The organism is Leisingera sp. McT4-56 (assembly GCF_020514995.1).
GTDB lineage: Bacteria > Pseudomonadota > Alphaproteobacteria > Rhodobacterales > Rhodobacteraceae > Leisingera > Leisingera aquaemixtae_A.
This window is the reverse complement of sequence record NZ_JAJALF010000001.1, coordinates 184,865-200,302: the sequence shown is the minus strand read 5'-3', so window position 1 is coordinate 200,302 and position 15,438 is coordinate 184,865. Positions and strand designations below refer to the sequence as shown.

General features: G+C 62.5%; 19 protein-coding genes. 13 read left to right on the top strand and 6 right to left on the bottom strand.

The window, feature by feature from the left end; translation table 11 throughout:
* Positions 1-53: 53 nt before the first annotated feature.
* A complete protein-coding gene (locus tag LHL23_RS00965; protein WP_174147010.1) occupies positions 54-341 on the top strand; it encodes a DUF1330 domain-containing protein in 288 nt (95 codons plus the stop codon).
* A gap of 81 nt (positions 342-422) precedes the next feature.
* Here LHL23_RS00965 and LHL23_RS00960 read toward each other — a convergent pair whose 3' ends face one another.
* From LHL23_RS00960 to LHL23_RS00950, 3 genes are all read right to left on the bottom strand, one after another.
* Positions 423-1,004, bottom strand: coding sequence for a VOC family protein (locus tag LHL23_RS00960; protein ID WP_222475648.1), 582 nt, complete (start codon positions 1,002-1,004; stop codon positions 423-425).
* An 84-nt stretch (positions 1,005-1,088) separates the two neighbouring features.
* Positions 1,089-2,909 (bottom strand): translational GTPase TypA, encoded by a 1,821-nt coding sequence (gene typA, locus LHL23_RS00955; RefSeq protein ID WP_222475649.1) that lies wholly within the window; start codon positions 2,907-2,909, stop codon positions 1,089-1,091.
* 93 nt (positions 2,910-3,002) lie between these two features.
* Entirely contained in the window at positions 3,003-3,338 is a 336-nt protein-coding gene (locus LHL23_RS00950) for a DMT family transporter (RefSeq protein WP_039183194.1), read from the bottom strand.
* Positions 3,339-3,590: 252 nt separating this feature from the next.
* On the opposite strand from LHL23_RS00950, the gene LHL23_RS00945 reads away from it, so the two are divergent.
* Positions 3,591-4,373 (top strand): class II glutamine amidotransferase, encoded by a 783-nt coding sequence (locus tag LHL23_RS00945; protein ID WP_226428467.1) that lies wholly within the window; start codon positions 3,591-3,593, stop codon positions 4,371-4,373.
* A gap of 33 nt (positions 4,374-4,406) precedes the next feature.
* On the opposite strand, the gene LHL23_RS00940 is transcribed toward LHL23_RS00945, so the two are convergent.
* From LHL23_RS00940 to LHL23_RS00930, 3 genes are read right to left on the bottom strand one after another with little or no spacing between them, the layout of a single operon-like run.
* Positions 4,407-5,576, bottom strand: coding sequence for an HD domain-containing protein (locus LHL23_RS00940; RefSeq protein WP_226428466.1), 1,170 nt, complete (start codon positions 5,574-5,576; stop codon positions 4,407-4,409).
* Complete coding sequence (locus tag LHL23_RS00935; RefSeq protein ID WP_226428465.1) at positions 5,573-5,818, bottom strand: hypothetical protein; 246 nt, start codon at positions 5,816-5,818, stop codon at positions 5,573-5,575. The genes LHL23_RS00940 and LHL23_RS00935 overlap by 4 nt, the downstream gene beginning before the upstream one ends.
* On the bottom strand, positions 5,818-6,471 hold the full coding sequence (locus tag LHL23_RS00930; protein WP_222475654.1) for an alpha/beta hydrolase: 654 nt from the start codon (positions 6,469-6,471) through the stop codon (positions 5,818-5,820). Before LHL23_RS00930 ends, LHL23_RS00935 begins: the two co-directional genes overlap by 1 nt.
* 186 nt (positions 6,472-6,657) lie before the next feature.
* On the opposite strand from LHL23_RS00930, the gene LHL23_RS00925 reads away from it, so the two are divergent.
* The 11 genes from LHL23_RS00925 to LHL23_RS00875 all read left to right on the top strand — a co-directional run bounded on the left by LHL23_RS00925 (position 6,658) and on the right by LHL23_RS00875 (position 15,388).
* Entirely contained in the window at positions 6,658-7,116 is a 459-nt protein-coding gene (locus tag LHL23_RS00925; RefSeq protein ID WP_019296280.1) for an Rrf2 family transcriptional regulator, read from the top strand.
* 129 nt (positions 7,117-7,245) lie between these two features.
* Positions 7,246-8,289 carry a cysteine desulfurase family protein gene (locus tag LHL23_RS00920; protein ID WP_226428464.1) on the top strand — a complete coding sequence of 348 codons (1,044 nt, stop codon included), beginning with the start codon at positions 7,246-7,248 and terminating at the stop codon, positions 8,287-8,289.
* 14 nt (positions 8,290-8,303) lie between these two features.
* The gene (sufB, locus tag LHL23_RS00915; RefSeq protein ID WP_226428463.1) at positions 8,304-9,827 is read left to right on the top strand and encodes a Fe-S cluster assembly protein SufB; all 1,524 of its coding nucleotides are present in this window, start codon (positions 8,304-8,306) and stop codon (positions 9,825-9,827) included.
* A 3-nt stretch (positions 9,828-9,830) separates the two neighbouring features.
* The gene (locus tag LHL23_RS00910; protein ID WP_226428462.1) at positions 9,831-10,100 is read left to right on the top strand and encodes a hypothetical protein; all 270 of its coding nucleotides are present in this window, start codon (positions 9,831-9,833) and stop codon (positions 10,098-10,100) included.
* Positions 10,097-10,411, top strand: coding sequence for a YbjQ family protein (locus LHL23_RS00905; protein WP_222475663.1), 315 nt, complete (start codon positions 10,097-10,099; stop codon positions 10,409-10,411). The genes LHL23_RS00910 and LHL23_RS00905 overlap by 4 nt, the downstream gene beginning before the upstream one ends.
* Positions 10,412-10,428: 17 nt before the next feature.
* Positions 10,429-11,031, top strand: coding sequence for a hypothetical protein (locus LHL23_RS00900; RefSeq protein WP_226428461.1), 603 nt, complete (start codon positions 10,429-10,431; stop codon positions 11,029-11,031).
* Positions 11,032-11,072: 41 nt separating this feature from the next.
* On the top strand, positions 11,073-11,828 hold the full coding sequence (sufC, locus tag LHL23_RS00895) for a Fe-S cluster assembly ATPase SufC (RefSeq protein ID WP_226428460.1): 756 nt from the start codon (positions 11,073-11,075) through the stop codon (positions 11,826-11,828).
* Positions 11,829-13,109, top strand: a complete 1,281-nt coding sequence (locus LHL23_RS00890; RefSeq protein ID WP_226428459.1) for a SufB/SufD family protein — start codon at positions 11,829-11,831, stop codon at positions 13,107-13,109. It begins immediately after the preceding gene.
* The gene (locus tag LHL23_RS00885) at positions 13,109-13,594 is read left to right on the top strand and encodes a YIP1 family protein (RefSeq protein WP_226428458.1); all 486 of its coding nucleotides are present in this window, start codon (positions 13,109-13,111) and stop codon (positions 13,592-13,594) included. Before LHL23_RS00890 ends, LHL23_RS00885 begins: the two co-directional genes overlap by 1 nt.
* Positions 13,591-14,175 carry a YIP1 family protein gene (locus tag LHL23_RS00880; protein WP_222475671.1) on the top strand — a complete coding sequence of 195 codons (585 nt, stop codon included), beginning with the start codon at positions 13,591-13,593 and terminating at the stop codon, positions 14,173-14,175. Before LHL23_RS00885 ends, LHL23_RS00880 begins: the two co-directional genes overlap by 4 nt.
* Entirely contained in the window at positions 14,168-15,388 is a 1,221-nt protein-coding gene (locus LHL23_RS00875; RefSeq protein WP_226428457.1) for a cysteine desulfurase, read from the top strand. The genes LHL23_RS00880 and LHL23_RS00875 overlap by 8 nt, the downstream gene beginning before the upstream one ends.
* Positions 15,389-15,438: the final 50 nt, after the last annotated feature.

The window sequence follows — 15,438 nt, the reverse complement described above, 5'->3', positions numbered from 1 at the left end:
TTTCCGGCAATCTGCCTAAGCTGCCGGAAAGATCATGAAACTGGGAGGCTCCGATGCCCGCACTTTGGATTGCACATGTGACCGTTACCGACGCCGACGCCTATGGCAAATATGCCGAACTGGCAGGCCCGGCCATTGCCAAGCATGGCGGGGAGTTCATTGCCCGCGGCGGCCGGTTCGTGCAGCTGGAAGGCAAGGAGCGGCCGCGCAATGTTGTGGCCAGGTTCCCGAGCGTTGAAGCGGCGGTGGATTGCTATCACAGCCCGGAATACCAGGAAGCGCTGGACCACGCGCGCGGCGCTTCCGAGCGCGAGCTGATGGTGGTCGAGACCAGCGAGTAGGGGCCTGCGCGCCGGGCAAGCGGTCCGCCGTTTGAGTATTTAACAGAAAGATGAAAGGGGCGCGGCGCTGCTGCGCCCTTTTCAGTAGGGATCTTTGGCGGAACGGTCTTCCGACAGGCTGGACTGGCGGCGTGCCACCAGGGCTTCGATGGCGTCGGCCAGGTGTTCCTCCTGAATGTTGTAGTCGCCGCGGTCGACGCGGATCCTGTGCGCCTCGATCATGACGTCGGCATGGCTGCAAAAAGCGGGCGGTTCGAACCGGTAGCAGGCAAGCTCGATCAGAAGGCCCATCGGATCCTTGAAATAGATCGAATCCATGAAGCCGCGGTCCTTGGGGCCGGAATGGCTGATGCCGCGTTCGTCCAGGCGCGTCACCGCCTGTGAAAATGCCGCCTTGCTGACATTGAACGCAAGGTGGTGCACGCAGCCGGGCTCTGTGGGGGTGCGGCCGGGGTCTGCCGTGCGGGTTTCATCGGTAAAGACTGTGATCAGGCGCCCGTCGCCGGGGTCGAAATACAGGTGGCCTTCGTCCGGGTTGTCGAGATTGGGCTGGTCGAAGATGAAGGGCATGCCCAGCACCCCCTCCCAAAAGTCGATCGACGTCTGCCTGCCGGCGCCGGTCAGCGTAATGTGGTGCACGCCCTGAACTTGAAGTTTCCGCATTTGAGCCCTCCGCGTTTCGGGCAGGCTAACACGCGGCGGCGGAAACGGAAAAGGCCGCCAAAGCGGCGGCCTTTTGGATCTGGATCAGCTTGCGGCCTTGGACATCCGCTTGCGTTCATGCGGGTCCAGGTAGCGCTTGCGCAGGCGCACGTTGTTCGGAGTCACCTCAACCAGCTCGTCGTCGTTGATATAGGCAATCGCCTCTTCCAGCGACAGCGACATCGGGGTGGTCAGCCGCACCGCGTCATCGGTGCCGGAGGCGCGCACGTTGGTGAGCTTCTTGCCCTTCAGCGGGTTCACTTCCAGGTCATTGTCGCGCGAATGCTCGCCGATGATCATGCCGGTGTAGACGTCTGCCTGGGCGCCGATCATCATCTTGCCGCGCTCTTCGAGGTTCCACAGCGCGTAAGCAACCGACTGGCCGTTCTCCATCGAGATCAGCACGCCGGCGCGGCGGCCCGGGATTGCGCCCTTGTGCGGCGCCCAGCCGTGGAACACGCGGTTCAGCACGCCGGTGCCGCGGGTGTCGGTCAGGAACTCGCCGTGATAGCCGATCAACCCGCGCGAAGGGACGTGCGCAATGATGCGGGTTTTGCCTGCGCCTGCGGGCTTCATCTCGACCAGCTCACCCTTGCGGGCACCGGTCAGCTTCTCGATCACCGCGCCGGAGTATTCGTCATCGACGTCAATGGTGGCTTCTTCGATCGGCTCCATGCGGACGCCGTCGACTTCCTTCATGATCACCTGCGGGCGGGAGATCGATAGCTCGAAGCCTTCGCGGCGCATGTTCTCGATCAGAACGCCCATCTGCAGTTCGCCGCGGCCGGAAACCTCGAACGCTTCGCCGCCGGGGGTGTCCTGGATCTTGATGGCGACGTTGCTTTCGGCCTCTTTCATCAGGCGGTCGCGGATGACGCGGGATTGCACCTTTTTGCCGTCGCGCCCCGCGAGAGGGCTGTCGTTGATGCCGAAGGTCACGGTGATGGTCGGCGGGTCGATCGGCTGCGCGTCCAGCGGCTCATCCACGGCCAGCGCGCAGATGGTGTCGGCCACGGTGGCCTTGGACATGCCGGCGATGGAGACGATGTCGCCTGCCTGGGCTTCTTCGATGTCCTGCTGGGCCAGGCCGCGGAACGCCTGGATCTTGGTGACGCGGAACTGCTCGATCTTCTGGCCGATGCGGGAGATCGCCTGCACGGTGGCGCCGACCTTGAGCTTGCCGGATTCGACGCGGCCCGTCAGGATGCGGCCGACAAACGGGTCGCTGCCCAGCGTGGTGGCCAGCATCCGGAAATCGTCGTCCTGCTGCTTGATCTGCTTGGGTTCCGGAACGTGGTTCACGATCAGGTTGAACAGCGCGTGCAGATCCTTGCGCGGGCCGTCCAGATCGGCATCGGCCCAGCCGGAGCGGCCGGAAGCGTAAAGATGCGGGAAGTCCAGCTGGTCCTCGGTGGCGTCGAGCGAGGCAAACAGGTCAAAGCATTCGTCCAGCGCGCGGTCGGGCTCGGCGTCCGGCTTGTCGACCTTGTTCAGAACCACGATCGGGCGCAGACCCAGGGCCAGTGCCTTGGAGGTCACGAACTTGGTCTGCGGCATCGGGCCTTCGGCCGCGTCCACCAGCAGCACCACGCCGTCGACCATCGACAGGATCCGCTCCACCTCGCCGCCGAAATCGGCGTGGCCGGGGGTGTCGACGATGTTGATGCGGGTGCCGTGCCATTCCACCGAGGTCGGTTTGGCAAAAATAGTGATGCCGCGCTCGCGCTCCAGATCGTTGCTGTCCATGGCGCGTTCCGCCACAGCCTGGTTTTCGCGGAAGGCGCCGGACTGTTTCAGCAGCTCGTCAACCAGGGTGGTCTTGCCGTGGTCAACGTGAGCAATGATCGCAATGTTGCGCATATCCATGACGTTCGCCTTTGTAAGGAAGTTGGGCCGCGCATAGCCCGAACCCCGAACAAAGGCCAGAGAAAAACCGCTGGAGAGCCCTGCAAATACGGATCAGTGGCCCGAAGACTTGGAGAACAGGTGAATGATGACAATGCCAGACATGATTAAAACCATGCCGATGACGGCAGGCAGGTCCAGCTTCTGACCAAAGACGATAAAGGCGATCACAGCGATCAGCAGAATGCCGAGGCCGGACCAGATGGCGTAGACAATGCCCACCGGCATGAATTTGAGCGTGAGCCCCATCATGTAGAAGGAGAAGGCATAGGCGACCAGCACAATCAGCGACGGCCCAAGCCGGGAAAACTGCTGGCTGGCCTGCAGGGCCGTGGTGCCGATGGTTTCCGCTGCCACCGCAATGATCAGGTAGACGTAATGTACCGGCATCGCTGCCTCCGTTCGCACGTTTTGTCCGGCCCCGCGGGCCATTGCCTGCTTCCCCGGTACCGCATCCGGTGCGGCGGCGGAAGTCCTGATGCGTCACCGCCTGACGCATTTCGCCTGGATGCGGGAATGAACAGGCCACTGTGCGCGGATACGCTGGACTGAAGATGCAGGAATTCTTAGGAACCTGTTCCGATAATCGGGGTCTGGCGGAAACGCTGATCTGATTCCTGAAAGCTGGATGGGGACTGCCACATGTGCCGCTGGGCTGCCTACACGGGTGCCGACGTCTTCTTGGAAGACATCATTTCAACTCCGGCGCATTCGCTGATTGCGCAAAGCCAGAAGGCGGTGGAATGCAAGACCGCCACCAATGGCGACGGGTTCGGCATTGCCTGGTACGGTCAGCGGCCTGAGCCGGGGCTTTACCGCGATGTTTATCCGGCCTGGTCGGACTGCAACCTGCGGGCGCTGGTGCATCAGGTGCAATCCCGGCTGTTCCTGGCGCATGTGCGGGCCTCCACCGGTTCCGCCACCAGCCGCAACAACTGCCACCCCTTTACCGCCGGCAAGTGGAGCTTCATGCACAACGGCCAGGTCGGCGGGTTCGAGAAGTTCCGCCGCCACGCGGACATGTGCATCCCGGACGAGCTGTATGAGCACCGCAGGGGCGCCACCGACAGCGAGGTGCTGTTTCTGCTGGCGCTGCGGGAGGATCTGGACGCGGACCCCAAAGGGGCGCTGGAACGTGCGGTGGCGCGGATGGAGGGCTTGTCGCGATCGCGGGGAACCACGCCGCACATGCGGCTGTCGGTGGCGATGTCGGATGGCAGGACGCTCTATGCGGCGCGCTATTCTTCAGACAGCATTGCGCCGTCCGTCTACTACCGCTGGAGCCGGAGCATGAAGGGCTGGGCGGTGGTATCAGAGCCGCTTGAGGACACCGGGGAAGCATGGTGCGAGCTGAAACCCGGCGAGTTTCTGATGCTGACGCCCAAAGGCGCGGAAACCCTGCCGTTTCAACCGTTTCTGGAGTGATGTGCAACCCCGTCGGCGGGGCTGCACTGGCCTTTACAGGCGCCCGGCCTCGCGGAACCAGGTTTCAACTTGCGTCCGGACATAGGTCCATACCTCTGGCGCGCCGCGGCTGACCTTGCCGCCGACGCGGGCGTCGAGCTGCGGCAGGCTCACGTCATAATCGACCCAGCTGCCGCCGCCGTTCAGCAGGTTCAACAGCACCGGCTGCACCCGGTCGATGGACTTGGCAAATACGGCGTCCGGGCTTTCCGCGGCCTCGAACTCTTCCCAGATTGTCCGCATGGGCGTGCCGTGATCCGCGGGCAGCAAGCCGAAAAGGCGGTCGGCGGCAGCAAGTTCCTCGGCAGCCAGGGCGGCAAGGGCTGCGGGGTCAACCACCCCGTGGATCGGTGCATCGCCAGCGTCGATCTCCACAAGGTCATGCAGCAGCAGCATCTGCAGCACCCGGTCGACTTCGACTGTCCCGGTGCTGTGTTCTGACAGCACCCAGGCATAAAGCATGATATGCCAGCTGTGCTCGGCCGAGTTTTCATGCCGCGAGCCGTCGCCGAGCTTGGAAGCGCGGGTGACCAGCTTCAGCTTGTCGGCCTCATTTAGGAAGGGCAGGCGGGCGGTCAGGCGGCTGCAGTCATAGCCGGTGTCCTCGCCCAGCAGCGACAGCGCGTGGTGGAAGGCTTCCGGCAAGTGCTGTTCCAGCGCAGCCGCACGGCCGCCGAACAGGTTCTGCCGGACCACATCGATATGCCAGTCCAGCGGCCGGGCGCCATACAGCGTCTGAAAGATCGGCTGGCAGTGGTCCACCCGCTTGGCAAACTGCGCTTCGGGGCTCTCGGCGGCTTCGAACTCGTGCCACAAGGACAGGAACTCGGCGCCTTGGTCCGCTGGCAGCAGTCCGAACAGCCGCTGGGCAGCCGCCCGTTCCGCCTGTGCCACCGCGTCCCAGTCGACTTCACCGGTAATCGGATGGTCGCCTGCGTCGATCTCGACCAGATCGTGCAGCAGCAGCATCCGGATGGCGCGGAACACATCCACGCCAGGCGCGGCAAAGGGGGCCAGAACCAGCGCATAAAGCGCCAGGTGCCAGCTGTGCTCGGCCGAGTTTTCGCAGCGGCTGCAATCGAGGATCAGGTTCTGGCGTTCAACCCGGCGGAGTTTGTCGGCTTCCAGCAGAAAGGCGAACTGCGCCTCCAGACGGGCGCTCACGCCTCACCTTTGGCGCCAAGCTGCGCCTGCAGGTCGGCCACTTTCTTGTTGAGAAACTCGCGCGCCTTGCGTTCGGCCAGGCGCACGCGGATTTCTGTCAGAAACGCCTCTTCAAGCGACTGGGAGGCCGCGCCAAGCACCTGGCCGACCTCCACATAGAACCGCTCTTCACCGCAGGCGTCCTGCACCTTGAGAGTATCGACCGCCAGTTTCTGGGCCAGCGTTTCGATGGTCCCGCTCATCAGCGGGTATTCTCCGTCAGGCGGCGTTTCACATAATCGGTCACGGTGCTGATCATCGTGTCCATATGCGGTTCCTGGAAGAAGTGGTCAGCCCCCTCCACCTCAGTATGGGTGATGGTGATGCCCTTCTGCTCATGCAGCTTGCTGACCAGGCTGGCGGTATCCGCGGGCGGCGCCACACGGTCGGCGGTGCCGTTGATGATCAGGCCCGAGGACGGGCAGGGCGCCAGGAAGGAGAAATCATACATGTTGGCCGGCGGCGCAACCGAGATGAAACCGGTGATCTCCGGGCGGCGCATCAAGAGCTGCATGCCGATCCAGGCGCCGAAGGAGAAGCCCGCAACCCAGCAATGCTTGGAGTTGGAGTTCATCGATTGCAGATAATCCAGCGCCGAGGCGGCATCAGACAGCTCACCCACGCCCTGGTCGTATTCGCCCTGGCTGCGGCCGACGCCGCGGAAATTGAACCGCAGAACCGTGAAGCCCATGTTGTAGAACGCATAGTGGAGGTTGTAGACCACCTTGTTGTTCATGGTGCCGCCGAACTGCGGATGCGGGTGCAGCACGATGGCGATCGGGGCGTCTTTTTCTTTTTGCGGGTGATAGCGGCCTTCGAGGCGGCCTTCGGGTCCAGGAAAGATGACCTCGGGCATGGGCGGTTAAAATCCTACTCTCGTTGTCGGGTCTGCCGGCAGAATACTTGACGGGTTCGGTCAGGCATCTTAGAACAGTTCTAATCACGGGCTCTGGCCTCGCCATACACCGTCAGGCTGAGATACGCACAGTCGGAGGGAAGGTCAATGTTTTCGCACTCGCGCCCTGGTTTCGAGGGATAAATTATGAAGCTTTCCACCAAAGGGCGCTATGCGATGGTTGCGCTGGCGGATATCGCGCTGCAGCCGCAGGGCGATCTGGTGCCGCTGGGCGACATTTCCAAGCGCCAGGATATCTCGCTGCCCTATCTGGAGCAGCTGTTTGTCAAGCTGCGCCGCGCGGGGCTGGTCGAGTCGGTGCGTGGGCCTGGCGGCGGCTACCGCCTTGCCATGCCTCCGTCCGAGGTGCGGGTGGTGGATGTGCTGTCGGCGGTCGACGAAACTGTCGATGCCATGCACAAGGGGGCAGGGGCTTCCGGCGCCTTGTCCGGCAGCCGCGCGCAATCGCTGACCAACCGCCTGTGGGAAGGGCTGAGCGCGCATGTTTATGTGTTCCTGCACCAGACCCGGCTGTCGGATGTGATCAAGAACGATCTGGCCCCATGCCCGGCTGTGCCCAGCCTGTTTGCGGTCGTGGATGACTGAGGTGGAGTGCAGGCAGCACGCATCGACCTGTCCGGCTGGGGCGTATTCCGCACAAAATCTGCGTGGAACCTTTGCCAATTGCTGCAAGGCGGCTTATGACGCGGCAGCGATCCGCAAAAAGATGTATCTATGAAACGCGTTTACCTCGACCATAATGCCACCGCCCTGCTGCGCCCTGAGGCGAAGGCTGCGATGATTGCGGCGATGGAGGTCTGCGGCAACCCGTCGTCGGTGCATGCCGAGGGCCGGGCCGCCAAGGCGCTGGTGGAGAAGGCGCGCGCGCAGGTGGCCTCTGCCTTTGGCGCGGACGGGGCGGATATCGTGTTTACCTCCGGATCTACCGAAGGCGCATCATTGGCGCTGGCCGGGCGCGGCCTGCATGGCGCACCGGTGGAGCATGATGCCGTGCGGGCCTGGACCGTCGAGGACCTGCCGGTAACGGGTGACGGCGCAGTTCGGATCAGCGATCCCGCCCAGTCCACATTGCAGCTTGCCAATTCCGAAACCGGCATCGTGCAGGCGCTGCCGGAGGGTCTGGCGGTCACCGATGCCACCCAGGCCTTTGGCAAACTGCCGGTTGCGTTCAACTGGCTGGGCGCGCAAATGGCGCTGATTTCGGCGCACAAGCTGGGCGGGCCCAAGGGCATCGGCGCTGTGGTGATGAAGCGGGGCACCGATCTGCCGGCCCAGATCAAGGGCGGCGGCCAGGAAATGGGGCGCCGGTCCGGAACCGAAAATGTCATTGGAATCGCGGGCTTCGGAGCTGCAGCTGAAGCAGCCGCAAAAGATCTGGCAAATGGTGTCTGGGACAGGGTTGCGGAACTTAGAAATATTCTAGAAAAGGCGCTTGTGTCTGGCGTAAGCCATACTATTTTTGTCGGGAAGGATCAGAAGCGGCTGCCGAACACCCTGTGTTTTGCAACGCCGGGCTGGAAGGGCGAAACCCAGGTCATGCAGATGGACCTTGCAGGTTTTGCGATCAGCGCCGGCAGCGCCTGTTCCAGCGGCAAGGTGCGCGCCAGCGCGGTGCTGACCGCGATGGGATATGACGAGGCCACAGCCCAAGGCGCGGTGCGCGTGTCGCTGGGGCCGGAGACAACGGAAGAAGACGTGCTGCGCTTTGCCGAGGCGTGGCTGCAGAAAGAAAAGAAACATCGCGCCCGCGCGGCGTGAGTGAGGAGATGACAATGGCCGCTTTGGACCAGACCCAAGTCAAGGAAGGTGTTGACCAGGAAACCGTGGATGCGGTGCGCGAGGTCGGCGGTGCTTACAAATACGGCTGGGAAACCGATATCGAGATGGAATACGCCCCCAAGGGGCTGACCCCGGATATCGTCCGGCTGATTTCGGAAAAGAATGAAGAGCCGGAATGGATGACCGAGTGGCGGCTGGCGGCCTACGAACGCTGGCTGCAGAAAGAAGAGCCTGACTGGGCGATGGTCGACTACCCGGAAATCGACTTCCAGGACCAGTACTACTATGCCCGCCCCAAGTCGATGGAGACCAAGCCTAAGTCGTTGGATGAAGTCGATCCCAAGCTGCTGGCGACTTACGAAAAGCTGGGTATCCCGCTGAAAGAGCAGATGATCCTGGCCGGTGTCGAAGGCGCAGGCGAGACCCCGGAAGAAGGCCGCAAGGTTGCTGTGGACGCGGTGTTCGACTCCGTCTCTGTCGGCACCACCTTCCAGAAGGAACTGAAGGAAGCGGGCGTCATTTTCTGCTCGATCTCCGAGGCGATCAAGGAACACCCGGAGCTGGTGAAAAAAAACCTCGGCTCGGTGGTTCCGGTGTCGGACAACTTCTATGCGACGCTGAACTCCGCCGTGTTCTCCGACGGCTCGTTTGTCTACGTGCCGCCGGGCGTGCGCTGCCCGATGGAGCTGTCGACCTATTTCCGCATCAACGCGGAAAACACAGGCCAGTTCGAACGCACCCTGATCATCGCTGACAAGGGCTCCTACGTGTCCTACCTCGAAGGCTGCACCGCGCCGCAGCGCGACACTGCACAGCTGCACGCCGCTGTGGTGGAGATCATCGTGGAGGAAGACGCCGAGGTGAAATACTCCACCGTCCAGAACTGGTATCCGGGCGACGAGAACGGCAAGGGCGGCATCTACAACTTCGTGACCAAGCGCGCCGACTGCCGCGGCGACCGCGCCAAGGTGATGTGGACCCAGGTGGAGACCGGCTCTGCCGTGACCTGGAAATACCCCTCCTGCATCCTGCGCGGCAATGAAAGCCAGGGCGAGTTCTACTCGATTGCCATCACCAACAACATGCAGCAGGCCGACACCGGCACCAAGATGGTGCACCTGGGCAAGAACACCAAGTCCCGTATCGTGTCCAAGGGCATCTCTGCCGGCAAGGCGCAGAACACCTACCGCGGCCTGGTGTCGATGCACCCCAAGGCCAAGAACTCGCGCAACTACACCCAGTGCGACAGCTTGCTGATCGGCGACAAATGCGGGGCGCACACGGTTCCCTACATCGAGGTCAAGAACAACTCCTCCCGCGTGGAGCATGAGGCGACCACATCGAAGGTGGATGATGACCAGCTGTTCTACTGCCGCCAGCGCGGCATGGACGAGGAAGAGGCTGTGGCCCTGGTGGTGAACGGCTTCTGCAAGGACGTGCTGCAGGCGCTGCCGATGGAGTTCGCCATGGAAGCCCAGCAGCTGGTTGCGATCTCGCTGGAAGGCTCGGTGGGGTAAGCAGTGAGCTTGGAAAAGAGAGCAGATGCAGAGGTCAAGGCCTTTGAATACAACGCGAAAGAAGGCGTTCGCGCCGTCGCGTTCATCTGGTTCCTGCGCCGCATTGCCGGTCCTCTTTTCCTGGTTTTTGTGATCACTCTTGTCGCGGCCGTCGCTGTCAACGGAGTGATCGCTGGAGTGTTATGCCTGGCGGTATTTGGCGGCCCCTTTTTGGTTTTGTGGATGTTCACTTACCGGCAAGGATCAAAAGTGTTGGAGTATTGGAAAAGATGATCGTCACAACCACCAATTCCGTCGAAGGCTACCAGATTGCCGAATACAAGGGCATCGTGGTGGGCGAGGCGATCATGGGCGCCAATGTGGTGCGCGATGTCTTCGCCTCGATCACCGACATCGTCGGCGGCCGCTCCGGCGCCTATGAAAGTAAGCTGCAGGACGCACGCGAAACCGCGCTGAGCGAACTGGAGGAGCGCGCCCGGTCCAAGGGCGCCAATGCCGTGGTCGGCGTCGATCTGGACTATGAGGTGGTCGGCCAGTCCATGCTGATGGTTTCGGCCAGCGGCACCGCCGTGGTGCTGGGCTAAGGGGCCGGGAGACGGGCATGGCCAAAGACGAGCAGCTGATCGAGCGCCCGGCGCTCACCCTGCCGCCGGAAGAGGCGGAGTGGGTGCGCAGCCATTACCAGGATGCAAACGTCATCCTGGAATATGGCAGCGGCGGCTCGACCGTGCTGGCGTCTGAGCTGAGCGGGAAAAAGGTCTTTTCCGTTGAGTCCGACAAGATGTGGTACCGCATGATGAAGCGGTATTTTCGCCAGGCAGGCGCCACGTCGGAGGTGCACCTTCACCACGCAAATGTCGGCAAGACCGGCAAGTGGGGCCGACCGCTGAACAATGATATGTGGCGGCGGTTCCACCAGTATCCGAACTCCGTCTGGGACCTCGAAGCCTTCGAGGCACCGGACCTGGTCCTGATTGACGGCCGCTTCCGGGCTGCCTGCTTTCTGACCGTTATGCTGCGCACGGAGCGGCCCGTCACCGTGCTGTTTGACGACTACGCCGGGCGGGCGCTGTACAAGCAGGTCGAAAAATGGGTGAAGCCGGTTCAGACCCGCGGCCGCATGGCCCGCTTCGAACTGCTTCCAGATGAACTTCCGCGCCGGGATCTGACCCAGATCCTGACGCTCTACACCAAAACCTTCTAGGCGCCGATGGCTGCCGGAACAGTACTATGCGAGAGGCAAAAATGCTCGAAATCAAAAACTTGCACGTCAAGCTTGAAGATGAGGATAAGCAGATCCTGAAAGGCGTCGACCTCAAGGTCGAGGCCGGCAAGGTGCACGCCATCATGGGGCCGAACGGTTCGGGAAAATCCACCCTGTCCTATGTCCTCTCGGGCCGTGACGGCTATGAAGTGACCGAAGGCTCTGCGGAGCTGGAAGGCGAGGACATCCTGGAGCTGGAGCCGGAAGAGCGCGCCGCAGCAGGCATGTTCCTGGCGTTCCAGTACCCGGTCGAAATCCCCGGCGTCGGCAACATGACCTTCCTGCGCACCGCGGTGAACGCGCAGCGCAAGGCCCGCGGCGAGGAAGAGCTGTCGGCCTCCGACTTCCTGAAGGAAGTGCGCGCCAAGGCAAAGACCCTGAAGATCGACGCCGACATGCTGAAACGCCCGGTCAACGTCGGCTTCTCCGGCGGTGAGAAGAAGCGCAACGAGATCCTGCAGATGGCGATGCTGGAGCCGAAGCTGTGCATCCTGGACGAGACCGACTCCGGCCTCGACGTGGATGCGATGAAGCTGGTGGCCGAAGGCGTGAACGCCCTGCGCGACGAAGGCCGCGGCTTCCTGGTGATCACCCACTACCAGCGCCTGCTGGACCACATCAAACCGGACGTGGTGCACATTCTGGCGGGCGGCCGCATCGTCAAGACCGGCGGCCCCGAGCTGGCGCTGGAAGTCGAGAACAACGGTTACGCCGGCATCCTGGCAGAGGAGGCGTAAATGGCCCTGCCCGAAGTCAAGCAAAGCGCAACCGAGGCGCGGCTGTCGGCGCTGACCCTGCCGGAAAGCGGCTGCCTCAAGGCGGCCCGCCAGGCAGCGCTGTCGCGGGTGCAGACCATGGGGCTGCCGTCGCGCCGCGATGAGTACTGGAAATACACCAAACCGGACACGCTGGTGCAGGCAGACGCACCCAAGGCGGCTGTGTTCCATGCCGACGAAACGCCGATGTTCAATGCGTTCGAGCGCCTGAACATTGTCTTCGTGGATGGTGTTTTTGACGCCGAGGCCTCCGACGACCTGTCGCTGGAAGGCGTGACCATCGACCGGATCGAGGACATCTGCTGCAAGGATATCCACTGGGCCAAGGACTTGTACGGCGTTCTTGAAGCCCGCGGCCAGACCCCGGTGGAACGCCCGCTGGCGGCGCTGAACACCGCCTTTGCCAGCGATGGCGTGGCGATCCGGGTGACCGGCAAGGTCTCCAAGCCGGTCAACTTCACCTATGTGCATTCGGACGAAAACTCCGATGCGATCCTGCACCATGTAATCCGTGTCGAAAGCGGCGCCGAGGTGACCATCCTCGAAAACGGCCCCGCGGCGTCGCGTTTCAACAAATGCATGGAGATCGACATTGCCGACGGCGGCAAGCTGCATCTGGTGCGGGCCCAGGGCCGCGACCACGAGCGCCGCGCCGCGACCCATCTGTTTGCCCGCCTGGGCACCGAGTCGGTGTTCAAGTCCTTCACCCTGACCGTGAACGGCGTGCTGACCCGCAACGAGGCGGTGATTGAGCTGACCGGCGACGACGCCGTGGCGCATATTGCAGGCGCTTGCGTCGGCGACGGCGACTTCCACCACGACGACACCGTGTTCATCACCCATGACGCGGTGAACTGCGAAAGCCGCCAGGTGTTCAAGAAGGTGCTGCGCAATGGTGCCACCGGTGTGTTCCAGGGCAAGATCCTGGTGAAGGAAGGCGCGCAAAAGACTGACGGGTATCAGATTTCCCAGTCGCTGCTGCTAGACGAAGACAGCCAGTTCCTGGCCAAGCCCGAGCTGGAAATCTACGCCGACGACGTGGCTTGCTCGCATGGCTCCACCTCCGGCGCAATCGACGAAGAGGGCCTGTTCTACCTTCGGTCCCGCGGTGTGCCGCATGCCGAGGCCACAGACCTGATGACGCTGGCCTTCCTGGCCGAAGCGGTGGATGAGATCGAGGACGCGGAGATCGCCGCGGACATCGTCTCCCGCCTCGAAGGCTGGCTGGCCCGGCGCCGCTGATGTCCGTCACCACGGATATCCCGGCAACCTACAAGGGGCCGCGCAAAGTCTTTGCGCGGCTTCTGAGCATGGGCGCCCGCGAGGACAGGCTGCTGATTTTCCTGATCAGCGGCTGTATCCTGACCTTTGTCGCGCAGATGCCGAAGCTGGCGCGCGAGGCGCATCTGACCGGGCAGGAGCTGAATATGCTGCTGGGCAGTTCGCTGCTGGCGCTGGTCTTCATCGCGCCCTTGCTGCTTTACACCCTGGCGCTGGTTGCCCATTGGATCGCCCGGGCCGCAGGCGGGCAGGGTGATGCCTACCGCGCGCGCTTGGCGCTGTTCTGGGCATTCCTGGCGGCCAGCCCGCTGATGCTGCTGAACGGCCTGGTGGCCGGTTTCATCGGCGCGGGCCCGGCCCTGAACCTGGTGGGCGTCCTGTGGTGCGGTGTCTTTCTTTGGTTCTGGGTGTCCGGCATGATCCAGGGCTATTGGGCGGAACGATGAACGCACTGGCCGCCTTCGCCCTGCTGACGCTCAAATCGCCGCGCGACGCGGCGCAGCAGATACTTGCGCGGGAGTGGCCGCGAGAGGCCCTGTGGACCGCATTCCTGCTGTCTGTGGTGCTGAACACCTGCGTCTACACCCTGCAACAGATTCTGCTGCCGCTGCCGCCGGAGGTCCTGCTGCCGCGGTTTTCGCCAGGCGCTTATTTCGCAGTGGTTCTTATCCTGCAGATCAGCTTCATTTCGATGCTGGGCACAACCGGCCGCTGGCTGGGGGGACGGGGCGATTTTACTTCGCTCCTGGCCCTGGTCACCTGGCTTCAGCTGCTGCAGGCCGGGTTGAACGGTGCCATCGTTGCTGTGTTCCTGCTGCTGCCGGGCATGGCCGCGCTTCTCAACATTGCGGCCAATATTGTTGTGTTTTTCATCCTCCTGCATTTCGTCAACGCGGCGCACGGGTTCGGCTCCGTCTGGCGGTCGCTGGGGGTGGTGCTGATGGCCAGTGTGATCCTGGTTTTTGTCCTTCTCTTCATTCTGGGTCTGATCGGCCCTGCCAATCTGGGACTTCCCGAAAATGTATGACGTGGAAAAAATCCGTGCCGACTTTCCGATCCTCTCGCGCGAGGTGAACGGCAAGCCGCTGACCTATCTCGACAACGGCGCATCCGCCCAGAAACCGCAGGCGGTGATCGACGCTGTGACCAAGGCGTATGCCGAGGAGTATTCCAACGTTCACAGGGGTCTGCACTTCCTTTCCAACCTCGCAACGGAAAAATACGAGGCCGTTCGCGGCATCATTGCGCGGTTCCTGAATGCAGGCGATGAAAACGCCATCGTTCTGAATTCCGGCACCACCGAGGGCATCAACCTGGTCGCCTACGGCTGGGCCATGCCGCGGTTCGAGGCGGGTGACGAAATTGTCCTGTCGGTGATGGAGCATCACGCCAATATCGTGCCCTGGCACTTCCTGCGCGAACGTCAGGGCGTGGTGCTGAAGTGGGTGGATACTGCTGCCGATGGCAGCCTCGACCCGCAGAAGGTCATTGATGCAGTTGGCCCCAAGACCAAGCTAGTGGCCGTCACTCAGTGCTCCAACGTTCTGGGCACCGTTGTGGATGTGAAGGCGATCACTCAGGGTGCCCATGCCAAGGGCGTGCCGGTGCTGGTCGATGGCTCGCAAGGTGCGGTGCACATGCCGGTCGACGTGCAGGACATCGGTTGCGATTTCTATGCGATCACCGGACACAAGCTCTATGGCCCCTCCGGCTCCGGTGCGATCTACATCAAGCCCGAACGCATGGCGGAGATGCGCCCCTTCATCGGCGGCGGCGACATGATCAAGGAAGTCTCCAAGGAGCAGGTCATCTACAACGATCCGCCGATGAAGTTCGAGGCCGGCACGCCGGGCATCGTCCAGACCATCGGCCTGGGGGTGGCGCTGGAGTACATGATGGATCTTGGCATGGACAACATTGCCAAGCACGAGGGCGGCTTGCGCGACTATGCGATGCAGCGGCTGACCGGGCTGAACTGGATCAATGTGCAGGGGCAAACGCCTGGCAAGGCTGCGATTTTCAGCTTCACAATGGAAGGTGCGGCGCACGCCCACGATATCTCTACCATCCTCGACAAGAAGGGTGTCGCAGTGCGCGCCGGCCATCACTGCGCCGGGCCGCTGATGGACCATCTAGGTGTTTCGGCCACCTGCCGCGCGTCCTTTGGCCTTTACAACACCAAGTCAGAGGTGGACACGCTTATCGACGCGCTGGAACTGGCGCATGAACTGTTCGCCTGACCGCAGAACGGGATAAACAAAAAAACGGCGCCTGAGAGGCGCCGTTTTTT

Bases quoted from the DNA above. Each gene is read 5' to 3' on its own strand.
- LHL23_RS00965 (WP_174147010.1), top strand. From the start codon at position 54: ATGCCCGCACTTTGGATTGCACATGTGACCGTTACCGACGCCGACGCC.
- LHL23_RS00960 (WP_222475648.1), bottom strand. From the start codon at position 1,004: ATGCGGAAACTTCAAGTTCAGGGCGTGCACCACATTACGCTGACCGGC.
- typA (WP_222475649.1), bottom strand. From the start codon at position 2,909: ATGGATATGCGCAACATTGCGATCATTGCTCACGTTGACCACGGCAAG.
- LHL23_RS00950 (WP_039183194.1), bottom strand. From the start codon at position 3,338: ATGCCGGTACATTACGTCTACCTGATCATTGCGGTGGCAGCGGAAACC.
- LHL23_RS00945 (WP_226428467.1), top strand. From the start codon at position 3,591: ATGTGCCGCTGGGCTGCCTACACGGGTGCCGACGTCTTCTTGGAAGAC.
- LHL23_RS00935 (WP_226428465.1), bottom strand. From the start codon at position 5,818: ATGAGCGGGACCATCGAAACGCTGGCCCAGAAACTGGCGGTCGATACT.
- LHL23_RS00930 (WP_222475654.1), bottom strand. From the start codon at position 6,471: ATGCCCGAGGTCATCTTTCCTGGACCCGAAGGCCGCCTCGAAGGCCGC.
- LHL23_RS00925 (WP_019296280.1), top strand. From the start codon at position 6,658: ATGAAGCTTTCCACCAAAGGGCGCTATGCGATGGTTGCGCTGGCGGAT.
- LHL23_RS00920 (WP_226428464.1), top strand. From the start codon at position 7,246: ATGAAACGCGTTTACCTCGACCATAATGCCACCGCCCTGCTGCGCCCT.
- sufB (WP_226428463.1), top strand. From the start codon at position 8,304: ATGGCCGCTTTGGACCAGACCCAAGTCAAGGAAGGTGTTGACCAGGAA.
- LHL23_RS00905 (WP_222475663.1), top strand. From the start codon at position 10,097: ATGATCGTCACAACCACCAATTCCGTCGAAGGCTACCAGATTGCCGAA.
- LHL23_RS00900 (WP_226428461.1), top strand. From the start codon at position 10,429: ATGGCCAAAGACGAGCAGCTGATCGAGCGCCCGGCGCTCACCCTGCCG.
- sufC (WP_226428460.1), top strand. From the start codon at position 11,073: ATGCTCGAAATCAAAAACTTGCACGTCAAGCTTGAAGATGAGGATAAG.
- LHL23_RS00890 (WP_226428459.1), top strand. From the start codon at position 11,829: ATGGCCCTGCCCGAAGTCAAGCAAAGCGCAACCGAGGCGCGGCTGTCG.
- LHL23_RS00885 (WP_226428458.1), top strand. From the start codon at position 13,109: ATGTCCGTCACCACGGATATCCCGGCAACCTACAAGGGGCCGCGCAAA.
- LHL23_RS00880 (WP_222475671.1), top strand. From the start codon at position 13,591: ATGAACGCACTGGCCGCCTTCGCCCTGCTGACGCTCAAATCGCCGCGC.
- LHL23_RS00875 (WP_226428457.1), top strand. From the start codon at position 14,168: ATGTATGACGTGGAAAAAATCCGTGCCGACTTTCCGATCCTCTCGCGC.